Source organism: Variovorax sp. YR750 (assembly GCF_900109805.1).
GTDB lineage: Bacteria > Pseudomonadota > Gammaproteobacteria > Burkholderiales > Burkholderiaceae_C > Variovorax > Variovorax gossypii.
On record NZ_FOBJ01000001.1, the window covers coordinates 661,441 to 683,287 of the forward strand.

Sequence of the window (21,847 nt, forward strand, 5' to 3'; positions counted from 1 at the left end):
CTCCGTTGTGCGTCACCCACGCGCACCCGACCAAGGGCCGGCGCAGCAGAGTCAGGCGACTGCAACCGCCGATTGTGCCCCGTGTGCGCCCCGGGTCCGCGCACGCTGCACGCCAGAAACAATCGCTTTCAGCGACGCCGTGATCACATTGGCATCGATGCCCACGCCGAACAGCGTCTGGCTGTCGTCCACGCGCAGTTCCAGGTAGGCGACCGCCTTCGCGTCGGCGCCGGCGCCGATGGCGTGCTGGTGGTAGTCCATCACGCGCACGGTGTGGCCGGTGGCCTTGCTCAGCGCCTGGGTGAAGGCGTCGATCGGGCCGTTTCCGCGGCCTTCGATGGCATGGACCTCGCCGTCCCAGGGCAGATCGCCACGCAGCACCACCGAGGCGTTGGCGCCTTCGCCGCCCTCCTCGATCACGCGGTTCTGCAGGGATTGCGCCGTCTCGATGCCATATTCGCGAACGAACAGCTGCCAGAGGTCGGCCGCGGTGAGTTCCTTGCCGGCGACGTCCATCACGCGCTGCACGGACTGCATGAATTCCATCTGCAGGCGGCGCGGCATCTCGATGCCGTACTCGCTCTCGAGCAGATAGGCCATGCCGCCCTTGCCGGACTGGCTGTTCACGCGGATCACGGCTTCGTAGCTGCGGCCCACGTCCTTCGGATCGATGGGGAGGTACGGAATCTCCCAGATGTCGCCTTCCTTGCGTGCGGCAAAGGCTTTCTTGATCGCGTCCTGGTGCGAGCCGGAGAACGAGGTGTAGACGAGATCGCCCACGTACGGGTGGCGCGGGTGCACCGGAATCTGGTTGCAATGTTCGACCGTCGCGCGGATCTCGTCGATGTTCGAGAAGTCGAGCTCCGGCGAGACGCCCTGGGTGTAGAGGTTGAGCGCGACGTTCACGAGGTCGAGGTTGCCGGTGCGCTCACCGTTGCCGAAGAGGCAGCCTTCGATACGCTCGGCGCCAGCCATCAAGGCCAGCTCGCCTGCCGCCGTGCCGGTGCCGCGGTCATTGTGCGGGTGCACGCAAAGCACGATGGAGTCGCGACGCGCCAGGTTGCGGTGCATCCACTCGATCATGTCGGCGAAGATGTTCGGGGTGGAATGCTCGACCGTCGTGGGCAGGTTGACGATGCACTTGCGCTGGGGCGTCGGTGCCCACACTTCGGTCACCGCATCGACCACGCGCTTGGAGAAGTGCACGTCCGTGCCCGAGAACATTTCGGGCGAGTACTGGAAAGTCCACTGCGTGTTCGGCTGCTTGGCGGCGAACTCGTTGAACATGCGGGCATGGCTGCTCGCGAGTTCGACGATCTGGTCCTCGTCCATGCCGAGCACCACGCGGCGCATGACGGGAGCCACCGCGTTGTAGAGATGCACGATCGCGCGCGGAGCACCCTGCAGCGACTCGAATGTGCGAGCGATGAGGTGGTCGCGGGCCTGCGTCAGCACCTGGATCGTCACGTCATCGGGAATGCGGTCTTCCTCGATGAGCTTGCGCACGAAGTCGAACTCGATCTGCGATGCCGAGGGAAAGCCGACTTCGATTTCCTTGAAGCCGATGGCCACGAGGGTTTCGAACATGCGCATCTTGCGTGCGATGTCCATGGGCTCCACCAGCGCCTGGTTGCCATCGCGCAGGTCGGTCGACAGCCAGATCGGCGCCTTGGTCAGCACGGCATCGGGCCAGGTACGGTCCTTGAGGCCGATCGGGGCGAATGCGCGGTATTTGCTTTGAGGTTGCTTGAGCATGTCGATTTCTCTTCGATGGTTGGTAATCGACCAGCAACCCCAAAAGACAAACGGCCCGTTGCTGGTGCGAACGGGCCGTGGTGAGGGATTTGCGCGTGCGCTACCGTCTCCGCCCGTGAGGGAGGGTTAGTAGGGCCAGCAGCGAAATCTTGGTCATGAGGCTGACGAATGTAGCACAAGCCGGGATCAGTTATGCAAACCGCGCTCGTCGGGCTCTTCGGTCGAGGTGCTGATCACGCTCGCCTGCTGGCCCTTGGCCTTGCGCCATGCGTAGACCACGTAGCCGCTCAGGCCGTAGACGACGAACAGGCCGAACAGCACCGTCGGCGGATGGATGTTGATGACGGCGATGCCCAGCGCGATCAGCACGATCACCGCGAAAGGCACGCTCTTCTTCATCTGGATGTCCTTGAAGCTGTAGAACGGTGCGTTGGTGACCATCGTGAGGCCCGCGTACAGCGTGAAGGCGAAGGTGACCCAAGTGATCTGCGTCCAGGAGAGGTACAGCACCTCGCCGCCGCGCTTGCCCCACTCGTTCACCAGCCAGATGAAGCCAGCCACGAGCGCTGCCGCTGCCGGCGACGGCAGCCCCTGGAACCAGCGCTTGTCGACCACACCGGTGTTGACGTTGAAGCGCGCGAGCCGCAGCGCTGCGCAGGCGCAATACACGAAGGCCGCGATCCAGCCCCAGCGGCCCAGCCCCTTGAGCGACCATTCGTAGGCGATGAGCGCCGGCGCCGCGCCGAACGACACCATGTCGGACAGCGAATCCATCTGCTCGCCGAACGCACTCTGCGTATTGGTCATGCGTGCGACGCGGCCATCGAGGCTGTCGAGGATCATCGCGGCGAACACGCCGAGCGCCGCGAGGTCGAAGCGCGCGTTCATGGCCATCACGACCGAATAGAAGCCGCCGAACAGCGCCGCCAGCGTGAACAGGTTCGGCAGGATGTAGATGCCCTTGCGGCGCTTGCGCGGCGGCACATCGTCGGGAAGCGTGTCGTCATGCATTGAATTTGCCTCCATCCCTCGTGCGTGCTACGTGGGTAGCTATCCATTCGATAGCATCTTGATCTGTGAATCGCATGGTTCGCAGTGTAGTTCAGGGGGCCGCGTCGTCCCCTTTCAAACAAAAGGGCCACCGCAACGGGTGGCCCTCGGAAAACGGGCGCCGAAGCGCCCTCCTGGCTTGCAGATCAGTTGCGGGTCTGGTCGACCAGCTTGTTCTTCTTGATCCAGGGCATCATCGCGCGCAGCTTCTCGCCGACGACTTCGATCTGATGCTCGGCATTCAGGCGACGACGGCTGATCAGCGTGGGAGCGCCGGCTGCGTTTTCCAGCACGAAGCTCTTGGCGTACTCGCCGGTCTGGATGTCCTTCAGCACCTGCTTCATGACCTTCTTGGTCTCTTCCGTCACGACGCGCGGGCCGGTGACGTACTCGCCGTACTCGGCGTTGTTCGAGATCGAGTAGTTCATGTTGGCGATGCCGCCTTCGTAGATCAGGTCGACGATCAGCTTCAGCTCGTGCAGGCATTCGAAGTACGCCATTTCAGGGGCGTAGCCGGCTTCCACCAGCGTTTCGAAGCCAGCCTTGATCAGCTCGACCGTGCCGCCGCACAGAACCGCCTGTTCGCCGAACAGGTCGGTCTCGGTTTCTTCGCGGAAGTTGGTCTCGATGATGCCGGCCTTGCCGCCGCCGTTGGCGGTGGCGTAGCTCAGCGCGAGGTCACGCGCCTTGCCGGTCTTGTCCTGGTGCACGGCCACGAGGTGGGGCACGCCGCCACCCTGGGTGTACGTGCTGCGCACGGTGTGGCCCGGGGCCTTGGGAGCGACCATCCACACGTCGAGGTCGGCGCGCGGCTGCACGAAACCGTAGTGCACGTTGAAGCCGTGCGCGAAGACCAGCGAAGCACCTTCCTTGATGTTCGGGGCGACGTCGTTCTTGTAGACGTTGGCGATCTGCTCGTCGGGCAGCAGGATCATCACGACGTCGGCGGCCTTCACGGCGTCGGCGACTTCGGCGACCTTCAGACCGGCCTTCTCGACCTTGGGCCACGAAGCGCCGCCCTTGCGCAGGCCGACCACGACCTTGACACCGCTGTCGTTCAGGTTCTGCGCGTGCGCATGGCCCTGCGAGCCGTAGCCGATGATTGCAACCGTCTTGCCCTTGATGAGGCTCAGGTCAGCGTCCTTGTCGTAGTAAACCTTCATTTGAATCTCTCCTAAAAAATCTCGAGCATCCGTACCGGATGCATTTCACTCAAAGGCCGGAGGAATTCCGGTCCTTCATCTGCTGGTTGATGGACACGAGGCTGTCGTGGATGCGGAACAGCACGATGAACAGTTCGCTGAAGATGCGAACGGCGACAGTGCCGAAGATCAGGGCCACGAACGCCGGCAGGTACTGCCCCTGGTAGAGGGCCGCCCCCGCCAGGGCGATCACGCCCAGCAGGCCCAGGAGGTAGAGCACCCGGACGATCGCCGGAGTCACCATCCTGTCGAAACCGAGCAGACCTCGCATCACTTTTGCCTCATGTGTGGACGAATGTATGAACTGAGGGCGCCGTCACCCTCCTAAACGCGCAAGATGCGCTCGCCGCGCCCGATGCCGCTGGCACCGGTGCGGACAGTCTCGAGGATAGCGCTACGCTCGATCGCTTCCAGGAAAGCGTCGTTCTTGCCGTGGTCGCCGGTCAGTTCGATGGTGTAGCTCTTGTCGGTCACGTCGATGATGCGACCGCGGAAGATTTCCGCCATGCGCATCATCTCCTCGCGCTCCTTGCCGACCGCGCGCACCTTCACCATCATGAGCTCGCGCTCGGTGTAGGCGCCTTCGGTCAGGTCGACGACCTTCACCACCTCGATCAGCCGGTTCAGGTGCTTGGTGATCTGCTCGATCACGTCGTCCGAGCCGGTGGTGACGATGGTCATGCGCGAGAGGCTCGCGTCCTCCGTGGGCGCCACCGTGAGCGATTCGATGTTGTAGCCGCGGGCCGAGAACAGGCCCACCACGCGGGAAAGAGCACCCGGCTCGTTTTCCAGCAGCACTGCGATGATGTGTTTCATGTTTGCGTGACTCCTCTTTTCGCCGCCCTCCCCCGCGCACGGTAATGCGCGGGCTCGGCGGGCAATAGATTCGTCAGTAAAGAGTTGAGCGAATGTCGTTCCGCGGATCAGAGATCCTCGGAACCCAGCAGCATTTCGGTGATGCCCATGCCGGCCTTCACCATCGGGAACACGTTTTCGGTCGGATCGGTCCGGAAGTCCATGAACACCGTGCGGTCCTTGAGCTTGCGTGCCTCGCGCAGCGCCGGCTCCACGTCTTGTGGACGCTCGATCAGCATGCCGACGTGCCCGTAGGCCTCGGCGAGCTTCACGAAGTTGGGCAGCGCATCCATGTAGCTGTGGCTGTAGCGGCCGGAGTATTCGATCTCCTGCCACTGGCGCACCATGCCCAGGTAGCGGTTGTTGAGCGAGCAGATCTTGATCGGCGTGTTGTACTGCAGGCAGGTGGAGAGTTCCTGGATGCACATCTGCACCGAGCCTTCGCCGGTGATGGTGAACACTTCCGAATCGGGCTTCGCGAGCTTGATGCCCATGGCATAGGGAATGCCCACGCCCATGGTGCCCAGGCCGCCGGAGTTGATCCAGCGACGCGGCTCGTCGAAGCGGTAGTACTGGGCAGCCCACATCTGGTGCTGGCCGACGTCCGACGTGATGTACGTGTCGGCGTCCTTGGTCATGTTCCAGAGGGTCTCGACCACGTACTGCGGCTTGATCACGTCCTTGTTGCCGCGGTCGTACTTCAGGCAGTCGCGCGAGCGCCAGGATTCGATCGTCTTCCACCAGTCGGCCAGCGCGCCGGCGTCGGGCTTGGCGGTGCTCTCGCGGATCATCGAGATCAGCTCGGTGAGCACGTCCTTCACGTCGCCGACGATCGGGATGTCGACCTTCACGCGCTTGGAGATGCTCGACGGGTCGATGTCGACGTGGATGATCTTGCGTTCGTTCTGCGCGAAGTGCTTGGGGTTGCCGATCACGCGGTCGTCGAAGCGCGCGCCCACGGCCAGCAGCACGTCGCAGTTCTGCATCGCGTTGTTGGCCTCGATGGTGCCGTGCATGCCCAGCATGCCCAGGAACTTGCGGTCGCTCGCCGGATAGGCGCCCAGGCCCATCAGCGTGTTGGTGACCGGGTAGCCGAGCATGTCGACCAGCGTGCGCAGTTCGTTGCAGGCGTTGCCCAGCAGCACGCCGCCGCCGGTGTAGATGTAGGGACGCTTCGCAGCCAGCAGCAGCTGCAGCGCCTTGCGAATCTGGCCGCCGTGGCCCTTGCGCACCGGGTTGTACGAGCGCATCTCGACCTTGTCGGGATAGCCCGCGTACGGGATCTTCTTGAACGAGACGTCCTTGGGCACGTCCACCACCACGGGGCCCGGACGGCCGCTGCGTGCGATGTGGAAGGCCTTCTTCATCGTCATGGCCAGATCCTTCGGATCCTTGACGAGGAAGTTGTGCTTGACGATGGGACGGGTGATGCCGACCGTGTCGCACTCCTGGAAAGCGTCGAGGCCGATGGCGGCCGTCGGGACCTGGCCCGAGATGATCACCATCGGGATCGAGTCCATGTACGCCGTCGCGATGCCGGTGACCGCATTGGTCAGGCCGGGACCGGAAGTGACCAGCGCCACGCCGACTTCGCCGGTTGCGCGCGCATAGCCGTCGGCTGCGTGGACGGCGGCCTGCTCGTGGCGCACCAGCACGTGCTGGATGGTGTCCTGCTTGTAGAACGCGTCGTAGATGTAGAGAACCGCGCCGCCCGGGTAGCCCCAGACGTATTGGACGCCTTCGGCCTGCAGTGCCTTGACCAGCACTTCGGCGCCCATGAGTTCTTGAGTCGAATTGCCTGCGCCAGCGGACGCAGCGGCTGCGGAGACGATTTCCGCCTTGGAGATTTCCATGATCAACCTTTGTTTATTTCGGGAACGAAATACCTTGGGTGCCCCTTGCCAACCCTTGTGAGGTCGCGCCAGGACTTGAGGCCAAAGCCATGGACGGACTGATGTTCCGCCGGACCGTGACCCGTTTGCCTTTTGACTTGCAGATCGGATTATGACATTTCCGGGCGTTCAGATTCGCTTCAGCTGCCTTGTAAAGCTACAAAGGCATAATCCGCGGCGTTGAACATACGCGATCGCCAGACCCATTCCCCACGCGGCGCGCCCTGCGCGCCCCCTCTCGCTTGGCTACTGAACAAGAACTCTCCGACTTCCTGAAAAGCGTCGAACGACGCGCTTTCAAGCGCTCGGTCTACCACGTGCGGGATGAAGAAGCGGCCCTCGATATCGTGCAGGACAGCATGATGAAGCTGGCCCAGCACTACGGCGACAAGCCCGCGGCCGAGCTGCCGATGCTGTTCCAGCGCATCCTGTCGAACTGCACGCTCGACTGGTTCCGCCGCCAGAAGACCCGGCGCGCGCTGTTCTCCAACCTCAGCGATTTCGACTCGGTCGACGAGGACGGAGATTTCGATCTTCTGGAGAACTTCGTCTCGCCGACCGACTCTAGGGAGGCGGAGAGCGCCGAAGACACGACCCGCCGCACCCAGATCTTCCAGGAAATCGAAGAGCAGATCGCAGCATTGCCGGGCCGTCAACGCGAGGCTTTCCTTATGCGTTACTGGGAGGAAATGGACGTCGCAGAGACGGCCGCCGCGATGGGCTGCTCCGAGGGCAGCGTCAAAACCCATTGCTCGCGAGCCGTCCACGCTCTGAGCAAGGCGCTCAAGGCCAAGGGAATATCGCTATGAACACTAAGGTTCCAACCTCAATCAACACCATCGCCGAAGACCAGTTCGGCCAGCGTCTGGTCGCCCGCCTTTCGGCCGGCAACCGGGAGTTGCCGCACGACATCAGCGAGCGGCTGCGCGTGGCACGCGCGCAGGCCGTGGCAGCACGCAAGCAGCCCCCGCAGTTGCGGACTGCGCCGGTGGTGGTGCAGTCGGGTCATACGCTCACGATGGGCGGGAGTTGGAGCTGGTGGACTCGCATCGGCTCCGTGGTGCCGCTTATCGCACTCGTCGCCGGCCTGATCACCATCAGCATGATGCAGGATGACGACCGTGCCAGCGAACTGGCCGAAGTGGATTCCGCGTTGCTGACGGGCGATCTGCCGCCCGCCGCCTATACCGATCCTGGTTTTGCCCAATTCCTCAAGGCCGACAACGCCTCCGACTGAACCTTCCCCGATCGAATGCGACGCCGTTCCACTTCCAGCGCGAACAGCCCCCGCCCGTTGCGCCCGCTTCCGGCGGGCGCAGTCGTTTGGGCAGGTGCGTTTGCTGTCGCGGCCTTCAGCCTGACGCTCGCCTGCGCCCAGCCTCATGGCGAGGCCGCCTCCAAGGCTGCGGCGAGCTCCGCGCCGGCCACGAGCCCCAAGGCGGTGTCGACGACCAAGCCGCTCTGGAGCGAACTCACAGCCGAGCAGGAGCAGGCCCTGAAGCCGCTGAGCGCTCACTGGAACACCCTGAACGTCGGGCAAAAGAGGAAGTGGCTGGCGCTGTCCCGCAATTTCGGGAGCATGTCGGCGGAAGAGCAGTCAACCCTGCACAGCCGGATGATCGAGTGGGCGGCCCTCAGCAACCAGCAGCGCGCGCAGGCCCGCTTGAACTTCGCCGAGGTCAAGCGCATTCCGCCCGACGAACGCAAGGTCAAGTGGGAACAGTATCAAGCCCTGAGCGAGGAAGAAAAGCGCAAGCTTGCCGAGCGCGCTCCTCCCAAGCCGCGCGGCGCCGCCATTCCCGTCCGACCTGTTTCGTCGCAGAAGCTGGTGCCGGTGCCCGCCGTCACGCCCGGCGGACAGCACACTCCCAGGATCCTGCTGGCTCCGCCCCCCGCTCCGACGGTCACGCCGGCCACGACGATCATGGTGGCATCGCCGCCTGAACGCGCTCCTGCCGCCGCCACTGCGACACCGGCTGTTTCCGTGATTCCGGCAGCACCCGCCCCGGCCGGCATCGCGGCTCCACCGGTTCCCGCCGAAGCCCAGGTGCCTGCCCCGTCGTCGACAGCCGAATCGTCCTCTTCCTCCCCCTGACCGCTAGGCTTCGATGGCATCCAGTTCCCCCGAGGCTTCGGGTCCCGATCAGCCTGCCTCGCCGGCCAATCCAGCCACCAGCGCTCCCGTTTCGATAGTGCCCGGCCTCTGGCGCCGCATGGCTTGCTGGCTGTACGAGGGCATGCTGCTGTTCGCGGTGGTGTTCGTCTCCGGCTGGCTCTTCAGCACGCTGGGCCAGATGCGCGACGCCATGGATTCGCGGCGCCATCTGCTCCAGGCTTTTCTTTTCGTGGTATTCGGCGTGTACTTCGTCTGGTTCTGGACCAAGGGCCAGACCCTCGCCATGAAAACCTGGAACATCCGCATCGTCGACCTGCACGGCCAGCCCGTGAGCCAGCGCCGGGCACTCGCGCGCTACCTCCTGAGCTGGGTCTGGTTCCTGCCGCCGCTGGCCGCCATTGCGCCATTCAAGCTCTCGGGCGGCGAATCGACCGTGCTGATCTTCGGCTGGGTTGCCATCTGGGCCTTGCTGGCGCGCTTTCACCCCGACCGCCAGTTCTGGCACGACTCCTGGGCCGGTACACGGCTCATCACCTCCAAACCGATGAGCCGCCGATGAGTGCCGTGCCGAAACTTCCCGATCCCGCCGTCAACCCGCAGAAGGCCCGCAAGGGCTTCGAGCGCGTGTGGCATGCCACGCTGATCTCGCTGCACGGCCTGCGTGCCGGCTGGAGCGAACCCGCGTTCCGGCAGGAAGCCATCCTGTCGATCGTGATGATCCCGGCCTCCTTCTGGCTCGGGCGCAGCTGGGTCGAAGTGGCGCTGCTCGCGGGCAGCGCAGTCCTCGTGATGATCGTGGAGTTGCTCAACACCGCCGTGGAAGCGGCCATCGATCGCATCGGCCCCGAGTGGCATGACCTCTCCAAGCGCGCAAAGGACATGGGCAGCGCCGCGGTGCTGCTGTCGCTCACGCTGTGCGGCGGCATCTGGGCGGCGGCACTGTGGCAGCGCTTCATGTCATGAGAGGGCCCATCGGCTGCGGCATGATGGCGGGATGACTCCTGAATTTTCGATTTGCGTGTATTGCGGCTCGCGCCCCGGCGAGCGTCCCGAATTCACTGAAGCCGCTCAGGCGGTCGGCCGATGGATCGGCCAGCATCGCGGCCAGCTGGTCTACGGCGGCGGACGCACCGGCCTGATGGGCACGGTGGCCGAGGCCACCCGCCAGGCCGGCGGCCGCGTCGTCGGCATCATCCCCAAGGCCCTGGTCGACAAGGAACTGGCCAACCCCCTGTGCGATGAACTGCACGTGGTCGACACCATGCACGAGCGCAAGGCCATGATGGGCGAGCGCGCCGACGCCTTCATTGCCCTGCCGGGCGGCATCGGCACCTTCGAGGAATTGTTCGAGATCTGGACTTGGCGCCAGCTCGGCTATCACGACAAGCCCACCGGCATCCTCAACACCGCCGGCTACTACGACGGCCTGCTCGCCTTCCTGGCGCACAGCGTGCGCGAAGGCTTCATGGGCGACTGGCAGATGGGCCTGATCCGCACCGACACCGAAGTGCCCGAACTGCTCACCGCGCTGCGAGCCGAAGTGCCACTCCATCCGCGCGAAGACAGGCTCTCGGAAAACCTCTGATCCGCCCCGAAAAAAAGCCCCGCCAGCGGGGCTTTTTTTCTTTCACTCAGACGGCGTTTTCGTTTTCCTCGCCCGTACGGATGCGCACGATGCGCTCCACGCCGGTCACGAAGATCTTCCCGTCACCGATCTTCCCGGTGCGCGCCGAATTGACGATGGCCTCGATGCAGCGCTCCACATCGGCCTCGTTGACGACCACTTCGACCTTCATCTTGGGCAGGAAGTCGACCACGTATTCGGCTCCGCGGTAGAGCTCGGTATGCCCCTTCTGGCGACCGAAACCCTTGACTTCGGTCACGGTCAGGCCGGTGACGCCCACTTCGGCCAAGGCCTCGCGCACGTCCTCGAGCTTGAAGGGTTTGACGATGGCGGTGATCTGCTTCATGGTTTTTGCGCTCCGGCGGTTTCGTTGAATTTGCTGGTGATAGGGTAACGCCAATCCTTGCCGAAGCTTCGGTGGGTGACCCGGATTCCTACCGGCGCCTGGCGCCGCTTGTATTCATTGATCTTGATCAGCCGCGCGACGCGCTCGACCACGGCGCGCTCGTAGCCGGCCGAAATGATCTCGTCGATGCCCTCGTCGTCCTGCATGTAGCGTGCCAGGATTCCGTCGAGGATGTCGTAGGGCGGGAGGCTGTCCTGGTCGGTCTGGTCGGGCCGCAGCTCGGCGCTGGGCGGTCGCGTGATGATCCGCTCGGGAATCGGCTCGGTGCCCGTGCCGTACGGATCGTGGGCATTGCGCCAGCGCGCCAGCGCGAACACCGTGGTCTTGAGCAGGTCCTTGATGACCGCGAAGCCGCCCGCCATGTCGCCGTACAGCGTGCAGTAGCCGGTCGCCATTTCGCTCTTGTTGCCGGTGGTGAGCACGATGGAGCCGAACTTGTTCGACAGCCCCATCAGCAGCGTGCCACGGATGCGGGCCTGGATGTTTTCCTCGGCGGTGTCCTCGGGCCTGCCCTTGAACTCCTCGGCCAGCGCGCCCTTGAAGGACTCGAAGGTGTGCTTGATCGAAATCTCGTCGTAGCGCACGCCAAGGCGGCTGGCCATGTCTCGCGCGTCGATCCAGCTGATGTCGGCGGTGTAAGGCGAAGGCATCATCACCGCACGGACCTTGTCCTTGCCCAGTGCATCGACCGCGATGGCGAGCACCAGTGCGGAATCGATGCCGCCCGAAAGCCCCAGGATGGCGCCCGGAAAACCGTTCTTGCCGATGTAGTCGCGCACGCCGAGCACGAGGGCGTCCCAGAGTTGGGCTTCGGCGTCGCGCGGGGCCGCGATGGCGCCCGGATTGGCCACGAAGCCCACGCCGCCCTGCGGCTTGCGCTCCAGCTCAGCGAAAACCAGCTTCTCCCGGAAGCTCTCGGCCTGCATGGCGGTAGCCCCATCGGCTTGCAGCGCGAACGAGGCACCGTCGAACACCACCTCGTCCTGCCCGCCCACCAGGTGCGCGTAGACCAGCGGCAGCCCCACGGCGCGTGCCCGATCGGCCATGCGCGCGACGCGTTCGCCCTCCTTGCCGACGTGGTACGGCGATGCATTGATCACAGCCAGCACCTCGGCACCGCCTTCGCGCGCCAGTTCGGCGGGCTGGTCGAACCAGGCGTCCTCGCAGATCAGCAGGCCGACGGAAACGCCCTCCACCTCGAACACGCAGGTGCCCTGTCCCGGCGTGAAATAGCGGCGCTCGTCGAACACCTGGTAGTTGGGCAGCTCGCGCTTGGCGTAGGTCTCGAGGATGCGGCCTTCCTTGATGACGCTGGCCGCGTTGTGGCGCATCTGCACCGCCACCGAGCGGCTGCGCAGGCTGCCGCCGGTCGGATGCCCCACCACCACGACCATGTCTTTGAGGTCGGCCAGAGCGGCGGCGATGCCTTTCACGGCATCATCACAGGCTTCGGTGAAGGCGGGACGGAGGAACAGGTCCTCCGCCGCATAGCCGGCAATCGAGAGTTCGGGCGTCAGCAGGAGGCGCGCACCCTGGGCATGGGCATTGCGTGCGGCATCGACGATCTTTTTCGCGTTGCCGGCGAGGTCGCCCACCACAAAATTGAGTTGCGCGATGGCGAGCTTGAGCGTCATACAGAAGGAAGAAAAAGGCTTGAACGATTATGTCATTCGGGTTCTGCCGTCTCCGTCGGACGTGAGCCCGGAAGCATGGAACGCGTTGCTGGCCGCCCAGGCCGAGCCGTCGCCCTTCATGCGCCACGAATACCTCACGGCCCTGAACGACAGCCGCAGCGCCACGCCCGACAACGGCTGGATGCCGCAGTTCGTCACGCTGTGGCAAGGCGAGCAGTTGCAGGCTGCGTGCCCGCTCTACGTCAAGGACCATTCCTACGGCGAGTACGTCTTCGACTGGGCCTGGGCCAACGCCTACGAGCAGCACGGGCTGGCCTACTACCCGAAAGCCACGGTGGCGGTGCCGTTCACGCCCGTGCCCGGGGCACGGCTGCTGGCGCGCGATGCCGAGAGCCGCACATTGCTGGTGCAGGGCCTCGTCGCCCTGTGCAAGCAGCTGGAGCTGTCGTCGCTGCACCTGCTGTTCGGCGCCGATGCGGACATCGCCGCCTGCACCGAATCGGGCCTGATGCTGCGCAACACGGTGCAATTCCATTGGACGAACGCGCAGTACGCCGACTTCGACTCCTTCCTCGCCAGCCTCTCCCACGACAAGCGCAAGAAGATCCGCCAGGAGCGCCGCAAGGTGGCCGATGCCGGCGTGCGCTTCCGCTGGTCGCGCGGCGCCGACATCAGCAAGGCCGACTGGGACTTCTTCTACCGCTGCTACGAGCGCACCTACCGCGAGCACGGCAACCCGCCCTACCTCACGCGCGACTTCTTCCGGCGCATGGCCGACACGATGCCCGAGGCCTGGCTGCTGTTCATCGCCGAGCGCGACGGCAAGCCCATGGCGAGCAGCCTGATCGCGCTCTCGACACAGCCCGACAGGCCGCTCGTCGCCTACGGCCGCTACTGGGGCGCGCTGGAGCGTGTCGACTGCCTGCACTTCGAGGCCTGCTACTACCAGCCGCTGGCCTGGTGCATCGAGCACGGCACGCAGCGCTTCGAGGGTGGCGCGCAGGGCGAACACAAGATGGCACGCGCGCTGATGCCGGTGAAGACCACCAGCGCCCACTGGCTGGCGCACCCGTCGTTCGCCGATGCGGTCGAGCGCTTTCTCGAACGCGAGGGCGCGGGCATCGAGAACTACATGGACCACTTGGGCGAGCGCAGCCCCTTCAAGTCAGTCTGAGTGCCATTCGGGACTGCTATAAAAGCGCCCGACATCCACAACAACTCAGAGAGAAATCGATGCCATTCCTGGGACTGGGCCTGCACGTCCTCATCGCGCTGTTCTTCGCCGTGCATGCGATGCGCCATGGCAAGCAGATGTACTGGCTGCTCATCCTCTTCAGCTTCCCGCTGCTCGGCAGCATCGTGTACTTCGTGGTCGAGTACCTGCCCGCATCGCGCATGCAGCGCACCGCCGGCAAGGTGGCGAACGCGGCCATCGGCTTCATCGACCCCGAGCGCGAGTACCGAGCGGCCACCGAGGCCTACGACCTCGCGCCAACCGCGCAGAACAAGCTGCGCCTCGCCAAGGCCGCTCTCGACAAGGGCCAGGCCGCCGATGCCGTCGGCCATTACCGCGATGCGTTGAAAGGCCCCCTGGCCTCCGATCCGGAACTGCAATTCGGCCTCGCCAGCGCCCTTCTGGCCGCAGGCGGAGCGACTGCCGGCAACGAGGCATTGCAGGCGCTGCAGGCCCTGCGCGCCACGCGCGACGACTACCGCAAGGACGAAGTCGCGGTGCTCGCAGCACGCGCCCTCGCCGCCGATGGCCGCCAGGCGGAAGCACGACAGGCCTTCGAGGAGGCGCTGAGCCGCTACAACACCGTCGAGGCCCGCGCCCGCTACATCGCGTGGCTCGCCCAGCAAGGCGACGCCGCCGGCGCACAGCGCCAATGGGACGAACTCCAGCAGGCCGCGCGCCACTGGAACTCGCACGCACGCTCGGTCAATCGCGAATGGATGCGGCTGGCCAGCGACGCCGTCCGCAGCTGACACCCCTGCCCTGCTTCTCTCTCTCTGTCCAAGGGCATAGCGCCCTTGTCCGTTTGGCACATCGACGGCGTGCCGGGCCTCTCCTAGCATCGGCTTCGAGGAGATCCCCGCATGCAGACATTCACACGCCGGGCCGTCACGGCACTCTGCTTCTTCGCTGTCGCCCCGCTGGCCATGGCCGCCAGCTTCGACTGCGCCAAGGCCGGAAACGCCACCGAGAAGGCGATCTGCGCCGACCCCGGCCTCTCACGGCAGGACGAAGCCATGGCCGCGCTCTACAAGCGGCAGGTCGAGATGCCCGGCACGGGCCAGTGGCCCACCTTCCTGAAACGCGACCAGCGCGACTGGATCGTCGTTCGCAACCGCGAATGCAAGGGCAACACCGAGTGCCTGAAGCAGGACTACGAGCGGCGCATCACCTACCTGAGCCACCCGCTGCTGCACTGGATGGGCCGCTATGTGGAGGGCCGGTGCCCGAAGGACGGCCGCTTCCTGGATGTGACGCCCGAGGTGGGCGGCACGCTGGACATCCAGCTCTACGTCTGCCCAGATCCGCGCGGCAACATGCTGCTGCAGGGCAAGAACGTGCTCGACGGGCAACGGCGCCTCGTGGTGCGGGAGGCCGGGGGTTGCACCCGCACCCTGCAGTTCGACACCGACAGGGTCACCGTTTCGGACGGGCCGGGCTGCGCGCCGTCGCTGACCGGCAGCTTCGCGCGCGACCCGCGCCGCTCGCCCTTCGAGAACGAATAAGTTACTTCTTGTAGTTGGCGACGCCGTCCAGGATTTCCTTCTTGGCCGAGTCGATGCCTTCCCAACCCAGCACCTTGACCCACTTGCCCGCTTCGAGATCCTTGTAGTGCTCGAAGAAGTGGCTGATGGCCTTCAGGCGCATCGGGTTCACGTCGTCCACCGACTTCCAGTGGCTGTAGATGGGCAGTACCTTGTCGGTGGGCACGGCGAGAACCTTGCCGTCGACGCCGGCTTCGTCTTCCATCATCAGGATGCCCAGGGGACGGCACGGCACCACCACGCCGGGCAGCAGCGGATACGGCGCGATCACCAGCACGTCGACCGGGTCGCCGTCGCCCGACAGGGTCTGCGGCACGTAGCCGTAGTTCGCGGGGTAGTACATCGCCGTCGTCATGAAGCGGTCCACGAAGATCGCGCCCGATTCCTTGTCCACTTCGTACTTGATCGGGTCGGCGTTCATCGGGATTTCGATCACGACGTTGAAGGCATCGGGCAGGTTCTTGCCGGGGGAAACTTTGTCGAAGGACATGACGTTTTTCGAGTAGTTGAAAAGTATGAGACGAATGGGGACAAACCCGGAGTTTACTTTCCGTGTCACCGGCCGGTCGCACACGCATCTGTTTTTGCCTGTAAATTGCAACCGTTGGCCAATCGGCTCCGCACCCACGGTGCAGTGAGCTTCGAGGAAGCAACGCGGCGGAAAACATGGTCCCGTACGCGTTGCACGCAAGGGCCCATGCTGTCCGTCTCCACTAGTCACAACGAACGAATGGAGAAGCAAAGCATGATCGGCAACACCCCCCTGATACTGGCCATCGTCTGCGGTCTCGTGGCCGTGGCCTACGGTTTCTGGGCCCGAAGTTGGATTCTCGCGAAGGACGCCGGCAACGCCCGCATGCAGGAGATCGCGGCGGCCATCCAGGCCGGCGCCTCCGCCTACCTCGCCAAGCAGTACAGCACCATCGCCATCGTCGGCGTGGTGCTCGCGATCCTGATCGCCGTGTTCCTCGACCTCACTACCGCCGTCGGCTTCGTCGTTGGCGCGGTGCTCTCAGGGGCCTGCGGCTTCATCGGCATGAACGTCTCGGTGCGCGCCAACGTGCGCACCGCGCAGGCGGCCACGCAAGGCATCGGCCCGGCGCTCGACGTCGCCTTCCGCGGCGGCGCCATCACCGGCATGCTGGTGGTTGGGCTGGGCCTGCTGGGCGTGTCGGCCTTCTACTGGGTGCTGATCGGCAGCGGCACGCCGGCCGCGGGGCACAGCCTCTCGGCCGTCCTCAATCCGCTGATCGGCTTCGCCTTCGGCTCCTCGCTGATCTCGATCTTCGCGCGGCTGGGCGGCGGCATCTTCACCAAGGGCGCCGACGTCGGCGCCGACCTGGTGGGCAAGGTGGAAGCCGGCATCCCCGAGGACGATCCGCGCAACCCGGCCGTGATCGCCGACAACGTGGGCGACAACGTCGGCGACTGCGCCGGCATGGCAGCCGACCTGTTCGAGACCTACGCCGTGACGCTCATCGCCACGATGGTGCTGGGCGCGCTGATGGTTACCGCGGCCCCCACCAATGCGGTGCTGTATCCGCTGGCGCTGGGCGGCGTCTCGATCATCGCGTCGATCATCGGCTGCTTCTTCGTGAAGGCCTCGCCGGGCATGGTCAACGTGATGCCGGCGCTCTACAAGGGGCTGGCGGTGTCGGGCATCCTGTCGCTGATCGCGTTCTGGTTCGTCACCAGCTGGCTGATCCCCGACAACGCGATCGCCGCGAGCGGCAGCCAGCTCAAGCTGTTCGGCGCCTGCTTCGTCGGCCTCGCCCTCACGGCCGCGCTGGTGTGGATCACCGAGTACTACACCGGCACGCAGTACAAGCCCGTGCAGCACATCGCTCAGGCATCGACCACGGGCCACGGCACCAACATCATCGCGGGCCTGGGCGTGTCGATGCGCTCCACCGCCTGGCCGGTGATCTTCGTCTGCATCGCGATCCTGGCTTCGTATTCGCTGGCGGGCCTCTACGGCATCGCGGTGGCCGCCACGTCGATGCTGAGCATGGCCGGCATCGTGGTGGCGCTCGACGCCTACGGCCCCATCACCGACAACGCCGGCGGCATCGCCGAGATGAGCGAGCTGCCCGACAGCGTGCGCGCCGTGACCGACCCGCTCGACGCGGTCGGCAACACCACCAAGGCCGTGACCAAGGGCTACGCCATCGGCTCGGCCGGCCTGGCCTCGCTGGTGCTCTTCGCCGACTACACGCACAAGCTGGAGAGCTTCGGACAGGCGATCAGCTTCAACCTGAGCGACCCGATGGTGATCGTCGGCCTCTTCATCGGCGGCCTGATCCCCTACCTGTTCGGCGCGATGGCCATGGAGGCCGTGGGCCGCGCGGCCGGCGCGGTGGTGGAGGAAGTGCGCCGCCAGTTCCGCGACATCCCCGGCATCATGGAAGGCACCGGCAAGCCCGAGTACGGCAAGGCCGTGGGCATGCTGACCGGCGCGGCCATCAAGGAAATGATGATTCCCTCGCTGCTGCCGGTGCTGGTGCCGATCATCGTCGGCCTGGTGCTCGGGCCGAAGGCGCTGGGCGGGCTGCTGATGGGGACCATCGTCACGGGTCTCTTCGTCGCCATCAGCATGTGCACGGGCGGCGGCGCCTGGGACAACGCCAAGAAGTACATCGAGGACGGCCACTTCGGCGGCAAGGGCAGCGAGACGCACAAGGCCGCCGTCACCGGCGACACCGTGGGCGACCCGTACAAGGACACGGCCGGCCCCGCCGTGAACCCGCTGATCAAGATCATCAACATCGTGGCGCTGCTCATCGTGCCGCTGGTGGTGAAGTTCCATGCGGGCGATGCGGGGGCTGCCGTGCCCACGAAGGTGCCGACGCCGCCTGCCGTCACGGCTCCGGCAGCCACGGCGCCGTCGACGCCTGCGGCCGTGGTCGCATCGGGTGCCGTATCGGCCGCCGAGGCCGCCGCGGTGAAGGTCGAGAACGGCGTCGTGAAGTTCTACTTCGCGAGCGCCAGCTCCGAGGTGGCACCCAACGCAAAGGAGGCGCTGGGCGACGTCATCAAGGCCGTGCAGAGCGGCAGCACCGTGCTCGTGAGCGGCTACCACGACGCCAGCGGCGACCCGGCGAAGAACGCCGAGCTCGCCAAGCAGCGCGCGATGGCCGTGAGCGATGCGCTCAAGGCTGCCGGCGCTCCCGCCGACAAGATCGAGCTGGCCAAGCCGGAGCAATCGCAGGCGGACGGCCCTCCGACCGAGGCACGCCGCGTCGAAGTCAAAGTAAAGTCATGACATGACACTCCCCCAGGCTTCGCGCACTTCGTGTCGCTTCGCCAACCCCCTCGCCGGGGGCGACACCTGCGGCCCGGCAAAGCCGGTTCCGCGGTGTCTCGCGCACGATCCGCTTGAGCCTCATATGCCGCAGAAGGTGCGTTGCGCCATGGATCACTGAAAGATGCCCACACCCGAACGACTCGAATCATTCATCGCCGCCGTCGAAGGCGGCGCGCATGCCAAGGCCATCGAGGACTACTACACCGAAGATGCCACCATGCGCGAGAACCAGGCCGAGCCGCGGCGCGGCCGCAGCACGCTGGTGGCACAGGAAACCGCCGTGCTCGACCGCACCGAATCGGTGATCTCCACCTGCGTTCGGCCGGTGCTGGTGAACGGCGACCACGTGGCGATCCACTGGATCTTCGAGTTCACGTTCAAGGGCGGCGGCAAGATGCGCATGGAGGAGATCGCCTGGCAGCGCTGGGAAGGCGACCGCATCGCGCAAGAGCAGTTCTTCTACGACCCCGCGCAGCGAAAGCCGGGCTGATCGAGGCTTTTTCTCCGCTTCTCCGCGCGTTTCCACCGTCATGGCGCTTCTGCAGAACTCCTAGCCCCATGCGATACCTCCATGCACTGTGCGCCGGCACCTGGGCCATCGCCCGGGCCGAGCTGGCGATCGTGCGGCGCTTTCCCCGCATCCTGCTGGCCGTGGTGGCGGTCGGCGTGGTGCCCGCCATCTATGCGCTGATCTACCTCTCGAGCGTGTGGGACCCGGCCGGCCACACGGCCGACCTGCCCGCGGCCATCGTGAACCAGGACCGGGGCGTGACCTACATGTCGCGCACGGTCAACGTCGGCGACGACCTCACGCGCACCCTGCTCGAGAAGCGCGCCTTCGGCTTCCGCGCGATGGACGACGCAGAAGCCGCGCGCGCCGAAGTGCGACGCGGCGCTCTGGCCTTCGCGCTGCTGATTCCGCCCGACTTCAGCGCCAACGCGGTGCCCGGCACGCAGCGTGGCGCGGGGCAGCTGGTGGTCTACACCTCCGAAGGCAACAACTACAGCTCCGCCGGCCTGGCGCGGCGCTTCGCGGGCGAACTGGGGCACCAGGTCAACGAGATGCTCAACGAACAGCGCTGGGGGCTGGTGCTGAACGCGGCCTCCGGCTCGCAGGCGCGGCTCGAAAAGCTCAAGCAGGCCCTGCTGGAGCTGCGCGACGGCAGCCAGACACTGGCGAACGGCGCCGCCCAGTACAGCGCAGCGGCGCAGCAGGTCGGCAGCGGGTTCAAGCAGGTCAACGGCGGCATCCGCACCATCGAGTCGAAGCTGCCCGCCGACGCGGACCTGCGCGCGCTGAAGGCCGGCTCGCAGCAGCTCGCATCGGGCCAGCGCGAACTCGGCAGCGGGCTCGCACAGATCGGCGACGGGCTCGGGCAGCTGGAAGGCGGCGCCGGCCAACTCGGCGATGGCGCCCGCAGGATGCAGAAGGACACGGCCGACATCCCCTTCGTGGGCGACCGCATCTCCAAGGGCGCGGCCGAACTCGCCGCCGGCGCGGACAAGCTGCGCGGCGGCATCGACCAGGCGCAGGCCGCCATGACGAAGGCGCAGGACGGCAATCACAAGCTGGCAACCGGCGCGACGGCCCTCGACGGCGGCGTGGGCAAGCTCGCCGACGGCATGACGGCGCTCGCCGCCGGCATCCGCACGATGTCCGGCAAGCTGCCCTCAGACCGGAAGCTGGACGAATTCGTGCAGGGCGGCGCGCAGCTCGCCCAGGGCGCGGAACGCCTGTCGACCGGCGTGCGCACCATCGAAGCAGCCCTGCCCGCCTCCATCACCCGCATCCAGGGCAGTGCCTCGGGGCTGGCCGACTCGGTCGAGCCCAAGGTTGAAGTGGTGGCGCCGGTAGCCAACAACGGCAGCGCCTTCGTGCCCAACATGGTGTCGGTGGCGCTGTGGATCGGCGCGGTGATGGCCGGCTACCTGTTCAACATCCGCATCGTGCTGTCGGACCACAGCCACTATCCGAAGCTCGCGAAGACGCTGGGCAAGATCACCATGCCGGCGCTGATCGTGCTGCTGCAGGCGGTGCTGGTGCTGGCCACGTTGGTGGGCGTGCTGCGGGTGCAGGCTCCGGACGTGCCGGCGCTGGCGCTCACGATGGCGCTGGCCTCGCTGGTGTTCCTGGTGGTGCTGTTCGCGATCCTGCACGTGTTCGGCGACTTCGGCCGGATCCTCACCGTGCTGCTGCTGACGCTGCAGTTGTCGGCCGGCGGCGGCGTGCTGCCGGTGGAGCTCTCGGCCGGCTTCTTCCGCGACGTGCACGGCTGGCTGCCCTTCAGCTGGGTGGTGCAGGCCTTCCGCGCCGTGATGTTCGGCGCCTTCGACAACGGCTGGGCACATGCCTGCGGCGCGGTGCTGCTGTCGGGCACTGTGGCGGTCGGGCTGATGGCGCTCTTCGGCAAGTGGAACGAAGTGCTGCCGGCGGACTACAAGCCGACGATCCAGGTCTGAATCTCTTATGTGACATTGATGATGTAACATTCAATCCGTCACATGAACACGCCAGCCGTCACCGATGCGCTCCAGGAACTCTCCGTCGAGGAACTGGCCGCGCGCACCGGCGTGACGGTACGCAACATCCGCGCCTACACCACCGCCGGCCTGCTGCCGCCGCCCAGGCTGCGCGGCCGCCTCGGCCTCTACGGCGACGAGCACGCGCAGCGCCTGGCGCTGATCCGCGAACTGCGCGACCAGGGCTTCGGCATCGAAGCCATCCGCCGCATCTTCGGGCGCGCGCCGGCCTCGGCCTGGCGCGACCTCGTGGCGGTGGCGCGCTCCGTCTCGGGCAGCCTCTTCGCCGAAGAAGAGCCGGTGGTGGTCTCGGCCGACGCGCTCGCCGCGAAGTGGAAGGGCCAGATGACGCCCGCCCTGCTCGCCCGTGCCACCAGGGCCGGCCTCATGCGCGAGCTGCCCGACGGCCAGGTGCAGATGCTCAGCCCCGCGCTCGGCCAAGTCGCCGAGCAGCTCGCGGCGCTCGGCCTGCCGCTGGAGGAGGCGATCAGCATGCAGGAAACCATGGCCCGCACGCTGCGCACCGTGGCACGCCACTGGCTGCGCACGCTGGCCGACAGCCTGCTGAGCGGCGACGCCATCGACGCCCAGCGCACGGCCCAGCTGCTCGAGCAGGCGCGCGGGCTCGCCACCGGCGCGGTGCAGGCCGCGTTCCCCGTGATCCTGCAGCAGGAACTGGACGCCTTGTTGCGCCGCAAGGCCACCTGAAAA

At 65.9% G+C, this 21,847-nt stretch carries 22 protein-coding genes; 13 read left to right on the plus strand and 9 right to left on the minus strand.

What is annotated here, in order from left to right:
* Nucleotides 1-51: 51 nt before the first annotated feature.
* The 6 genes from leuA to BMY35_RS03050 all read right to left on the minus strand — a co-directional run bounded on the left by leuA (nt 52) and on the right by BMY35_RS03050 (nt 6,715).
* Complete coding sequence (gene leuA, locus BMY35_RS03025) at nt 52-1,755, minus strand: 2-isopropylmalate synthase (RefSeq protein ID WP_093195495.1); 1,704 nt, start codon at nt 1,753-1,755, stop codon at nt 52-54.
* Between the two features lie 186 nt (nt 1,756-1,941).
* On the minus strand, nt 1,942-2,766 hold the full coding sequence (gene pssA, locus BMY35_RS03030) for a CDP-diacylglycerol--serine O-phosphatidyltransferase (RefSeq protein ID WP_019652981.1): 825 nt from the start codon (nt 2,764-2,766) through the stop codon (nt 1,942-1,944).
* Between the two features lie 185 nt (nt 2,767-2,951).
* Nucleotides 2,952-3,968: a ketol-acid reductoisomerase gene (gene ilvC, locus BMY35_RS03035; protein ID WP_081266312.1), complete on the minus strand. Its 1,017-nt coding sequence runs from the start codon at nt 3,966-3,968 to the stop codon at nt 2,952-2,954.
* 49 nt (nt 3,969-4,017) lie between these two features.
* Entirely contained in the window at nt 4,018-4,278 is a 261-nt protein-coding gene (locus tag BMY35_RS03040) for a DUF4282 domain-containing protein (protein WP_093195496.1), read from the minus strand.
* 53 nt (nt 4,279-4,331) lie between these two features.
* Entirely contained in the window at nt 4,332-4,823 is a 492-nt protein-coding gene (gene ilvN, locus BMY35_RS03045) for an acetolactate synthase small subunit (protein WP_007834236.1), read from the minus strand.
* A gap of 107 nt (nt 4,824-4,930) precedes the next feature.
* Nucleotides 4,931-6,715 (minus strand): acetolactate synthase 3 catalytic subunit, encoded by a 1,785-nt coding sequence (locus BMY35_RS03050; RefSeq protein WP_093195497.1) that lies wholly within the window; start codon nt 6,713-6,715, stop codon nt 4,931-4,933.
* Between the two features lie 281 nt (nt 6,716-6,996).
* Between BMY35_RS03050 and BMY35_RS03055 the strand changes: the two genes are divergently transcribed.
* The 6 genes from BMY35_RS03055 (at nt 6,997) to BMY35_RS03080 (ending at nt 10,455) form a co-directional block, all read left to right on the plus strand.
* On the plus strand, nt 6,997-7,563 hold the full coding sequence (locus BMY35_RS03055) for an RNA polymerase sigma factor (protein ID WP_093195498.1): 567 nt from the start codon (nt 6,997-6,999) through the stop codon (nt 7,561-7,563).
* Complete coding sequence (locus tag BMY35_RS03060; RefSeq protein WP_093195499.1) at nt 7,560-7,991, plus strand: DUF3619 family protein; 432 nt, start codon at nt 7,560-7,562, stop codon at nt 7,989-7,991. The genes BMY35_RS03055 and BMY35_RS03060 overlap by 4 nt, the downstream gene beginning before the upstream one ends.
* A 204-nt stretch (nt 7,992-8,195) precedes the next feature.
* A complete protein-coding gene (locus tag BMY35_RS03065) occupies nt 8,196-8,849 on the plus strand; it encodes a DUF3106 domain-containing protein (protein ID WP_256228093.1) in 654 nt (217 codons plus the stop codon).
* 13 nt (nt 8,850-8,862) lie between these two features.
* Nucleotides 8,863-9,429, plus strand: a complete 567-nt coding sequence (locus BMY35_RS03070) for an RDD family protein (protein WP_093195500.1) — start codon at nt 8,863-8,865, stop codon at nt 9,427-9,429.
* Nucleotides 9,426-9,833: a diacylglycerol kinase gene (locus BMY35_RS03075; protein ID WP_093195501.1), complete on the plus strand. Its 408-nt coding sequence runs from the start codon at nt 9,426-9,428 to the stop codon at nt 9,831-9,833. The genes BMY35_RS03070 and BMY35_RS03075 overlap by 4 nt, the downstream gene beginning before the upstream one ends.
* A gap of 31 nt (nt 9,834-9,864) precedes the next feature.
* Nucleotides 9,865-10,455: an LOG family protein gene (locus BMY35_RS03080; protein ID WP_093195502.1), complete on the plus strand. Its 591-nt coding sequence runs from the start codon at nt 9,865-9,867 to the stop codon at nt 10,453-10,455.
* Nucleotides 10,456-10,501: 46 nt separating this feature from the next.
* Here the strand turns inward: BMY35_RS03080 and BMY35_RS03085 are convergent, their stop codons facing one another.
* Together BMY35_RS03085 and BMY35_RS03090 are read right to left on the minus strand one after the other, a co-directional pair.
* Nucleotides 10,502-10,840, minus strand: coding sequence for a P-II family nitrogen regulator (locus BMY35_RS03085; protein ID WP_056518066.1), 339 nt, complete (start codon nt 10,838-10,840; stop codon nt 10,502-10,504).
* Nucleotides 10,837-12,534, minus strand: coding sequence for an NAD+ synthase (locus BMY35_RS03090; protein ID WP_093195503.1), 1,698 nt, complete (start codon nt 12,532-12,534; stop codon nt 10,837-10,839). The genes BMY35_RS03085 and BMY35_RS03090 overlap by 4 nt, the downstream gene beginning before the upstream one ends.
* Before the next feature lie 19 nt (nt 12,535-12,553).
* On the opposite strand from BMY35_RS03090, the gene BMY35_RS03095 reads away from it, so the two are divergent.
* The 3 genes from BMY35_RS03095 to BMY35_RS03105 all read left to right on the plus strand — a co-directional run bounded on the left by BMY35_RS03095 (nt 12,554) and on the right by BMY35_RS03105 (nt 15,273).
* Nucleotides 12,554-13,708: a GNAT family N-acetyltransferase gene (locus BMY35_RS03095; RefSeq protein WP_093195504.1), complete on the plus strand. Its 1,155-nt coding sequence runs from the start codon at nt 12,554-12,556 to the stop codon at nt 13,706-13,708.
* 59 nt (nt 13,709-13,767) lie between these two features.
* Entirely contained in the window at nt 13,768-14,520 is a 753-nt protein-coding gene (locus BMY35_RS03100) for a hypothetical protein (RefSeq protein ID WP_093195505.1), read from the plus strand.
* A gap of 111 nt (nt 14,521-14,631) precedes the next feature.
* Complete coding sequence (locus BMY35_RS03105; RefSeq protein WP_093195506.1) at nt 14,632-15,273, plus strand: lysozyme inhibitor LprI family protein; 642 nt, start codon at nt 14,632-14,634, stop codon at nt 15,271-15,273.
* 1 nt (nt 15,274) lies between these two features.
* Here the strand turns inward: BMY35_RS03105 and ppa are convergent, their stop codons facing one another.
* Nucleotides 15,275-15,802: an inorganic diphosphatase gene (gene ppa / locus BMY35_RS03110; protein ID WP_093195507.1), complete on the minus strand. Its 528-nt coding sequence runs from the start codon at nt 15,800-15,802 to the stop codon at nt 15,275-15,277.
* Nucleotides 15,803-16,057: 255 nt separating this feature from the next.
* On the opposite strand from ppa, the gene BMY35_RS03115 reads away from it, so the two are divergent.
* From BMY35_RS03115 to BMY35_RS03130, 4 genes are all read left to right on the plus strand, one after another.
* A complete protein-coding gene (locus BMY35_RS03115; protein WP_093195617.1) occupies nt 16,058-18,574 on the plus strand; it encodes a sodium-translocating pyrophosphatase in 2,517 nt (838 codons plus the stop codon).
* A gap of 163 nt (nt 18,575-18,737) precedes the next feature.
* Complete coding sequence (locus BMY35_RS03120) at nt 18,738-19,106, plus strand: nuclear transport factor 2 family protein (RefSeq protein WP_093195508.1); 369 nt, start codon at nt 18,738-18,740, stop codon at nt 19,104-19,106.
* A 68-nt stretch (nt 19,107-19,174) separates the two neighbouring features.
* Nucleotides 19,175-21,076 carry a YhgE/Pip domain-containing protein gene (locus BMY35_RS03125; protein ID WP_093195509.1) on the plus strand — a complete coding sequence of 634 codons (1,902 nt, stop codon included), beginning with the start codon at nt 19,175-19,177 and terminating at the stop codon, nt 21,074-21,076.
* A 42-nt stretch (nt 21,077-21,118) separates the two neighbouring features.
* Nucleotides 21,119-21,844: a MerR family transcriptional regulator gene (locus BMY35_RS03130; protein WP_093195510.1), complete on the plus strand. Its 726-nt coding sequence runs from the start codon at nt 21,119-21,121 to the stop codon at nt 21,842-21,844.
* Nucleotides 21,845-21,847 lie beyond the last annotated feature (3 nt).

Coding starts and splice junctions, on each gene's coding strand:
- BMY35_RS03090 (WP_093195503.1), bottom strand. CDS start 12,534: ATGACGCTCAAGCTCGCCATCGCGCAACTCAATTTTGTGGTGGGCGAC.
- leuA (WP_093195495.1), bottom strand. CDS start 1,755: ATGCTCAAGCAACCTCAAAGCAAATACCGCGCATTCGCCCCGATCGGC.
- BMY35_RS03060 (WP_093195499.1), top strand. CDS start 7,560: ATGAACACTAAGGTTCCAACCTCAATCAACACCATCGCCGAAGACCAG.
- BMY35_RS03115 (WP_093195617.1), top strand. CDS start 16,058: ATGATCGGCAACACCCCCCTGATACTGGCCATCGTCTGCGGTCTCGTG.
- BMY35_RS03125 (WP_093195509.1), top strand. CDS start 19,175: ATGCGATACCTCCATGCACTGTGCGCCGGCACCTGGGCCATCGCCCGG.
- BMY35_RS03100 (WP_093195505.1), top strand. CDS start 13,768: ATGCCATTCCTGGGACTGGGCCTGCACGTCCTCATCGCGCTGTTCTTC.
- ilvN (WP_007834236.1), bottom strand. CDS start 4,823: ATGAAACACATCATCGCAGTGCTGCTGGAAAACGAGCCGGGTGCTCTT.
- BMY35_RS03080 (WP_093195502.1), top strand. CDS start 9,865: ATGACTCCTGAATTTTCGATTTGCGTGTATTGCGGCTCGCGCCCCGGC.
- BMY35_RS03050 (WP_093195497.1), bottom strand. CDS start 6,715: ATGGAAATCTCCAAGGCGGAAATCGTCTCCGCAGCCGCTGCGTCCGCT.
- BMY35_RS03120 (WP_093195508.1), top strand. CDS start 18,738: ATGCCCACACCCGAACGACTCGAATCATTCATCGCCGCCGTCGAAGGC.
- pssA (WP_019652981.1), bottom strand. CDS start 2,766: ATGCATGACGACACGCTTCCCGACGATGTGCCGCCGCGCAAGCGCCGC.
- BMY35_RS03075 (WP_093195501.1), top strand. CDS start 9,426: ATGAGTGCCGTGCCGAAACTTCCCGATCCCGCCGTCAACCCGCAGAAG.
- ppa (WP_093195507.1), bottom strand. CDS start 15,802: ATGTCCTTCGACAAAGTTTCCCCCGGCAAGAACCTGCCCGATGCCTTC.
- BMY35_RS03040 (WP_093195496.1), bottom strand. CDS start 4,278: ATGCGAGGTCTGCTCGGTTTCGACAGGATGGTGACTCCGGCGATCGTC.
- BMY35_RS03130 (WP_093195510.1), top strand. CDS start 21,119: ATGAACACGCCAGCCGTCACCGATGCGCTCCAGGAACTCTCCGTCGAG.
- BMY35_RS03085 (WP_056518066.1), bottom strand. CDS start 10,840: ATGAAGCAGATCACCGCCATCGTCAAACCCTTCAAGCTCGAGGACGTG.
- BMY35_RS03070 (WP_093195500.1), top strand. CDS start 8,863: ATGGCATCCAGTTCCCCCGAGGCTTCGGGTCCCGATCAGCCTGCCTCG.
- ilvC (WP_081266312.1), bottom strand. CDS start 3,968: ATGAAGGTTTACTACGACAAGGACGCTGACCTGAGCCTCATCAAGGGC.
- BMY35_RS03105 (WP_093195506.1), top strand. CDS start 14,632: ATGCAGACATTCACACGCCGGGCCGTCACGGCACTCTGCTTCTTCGCT.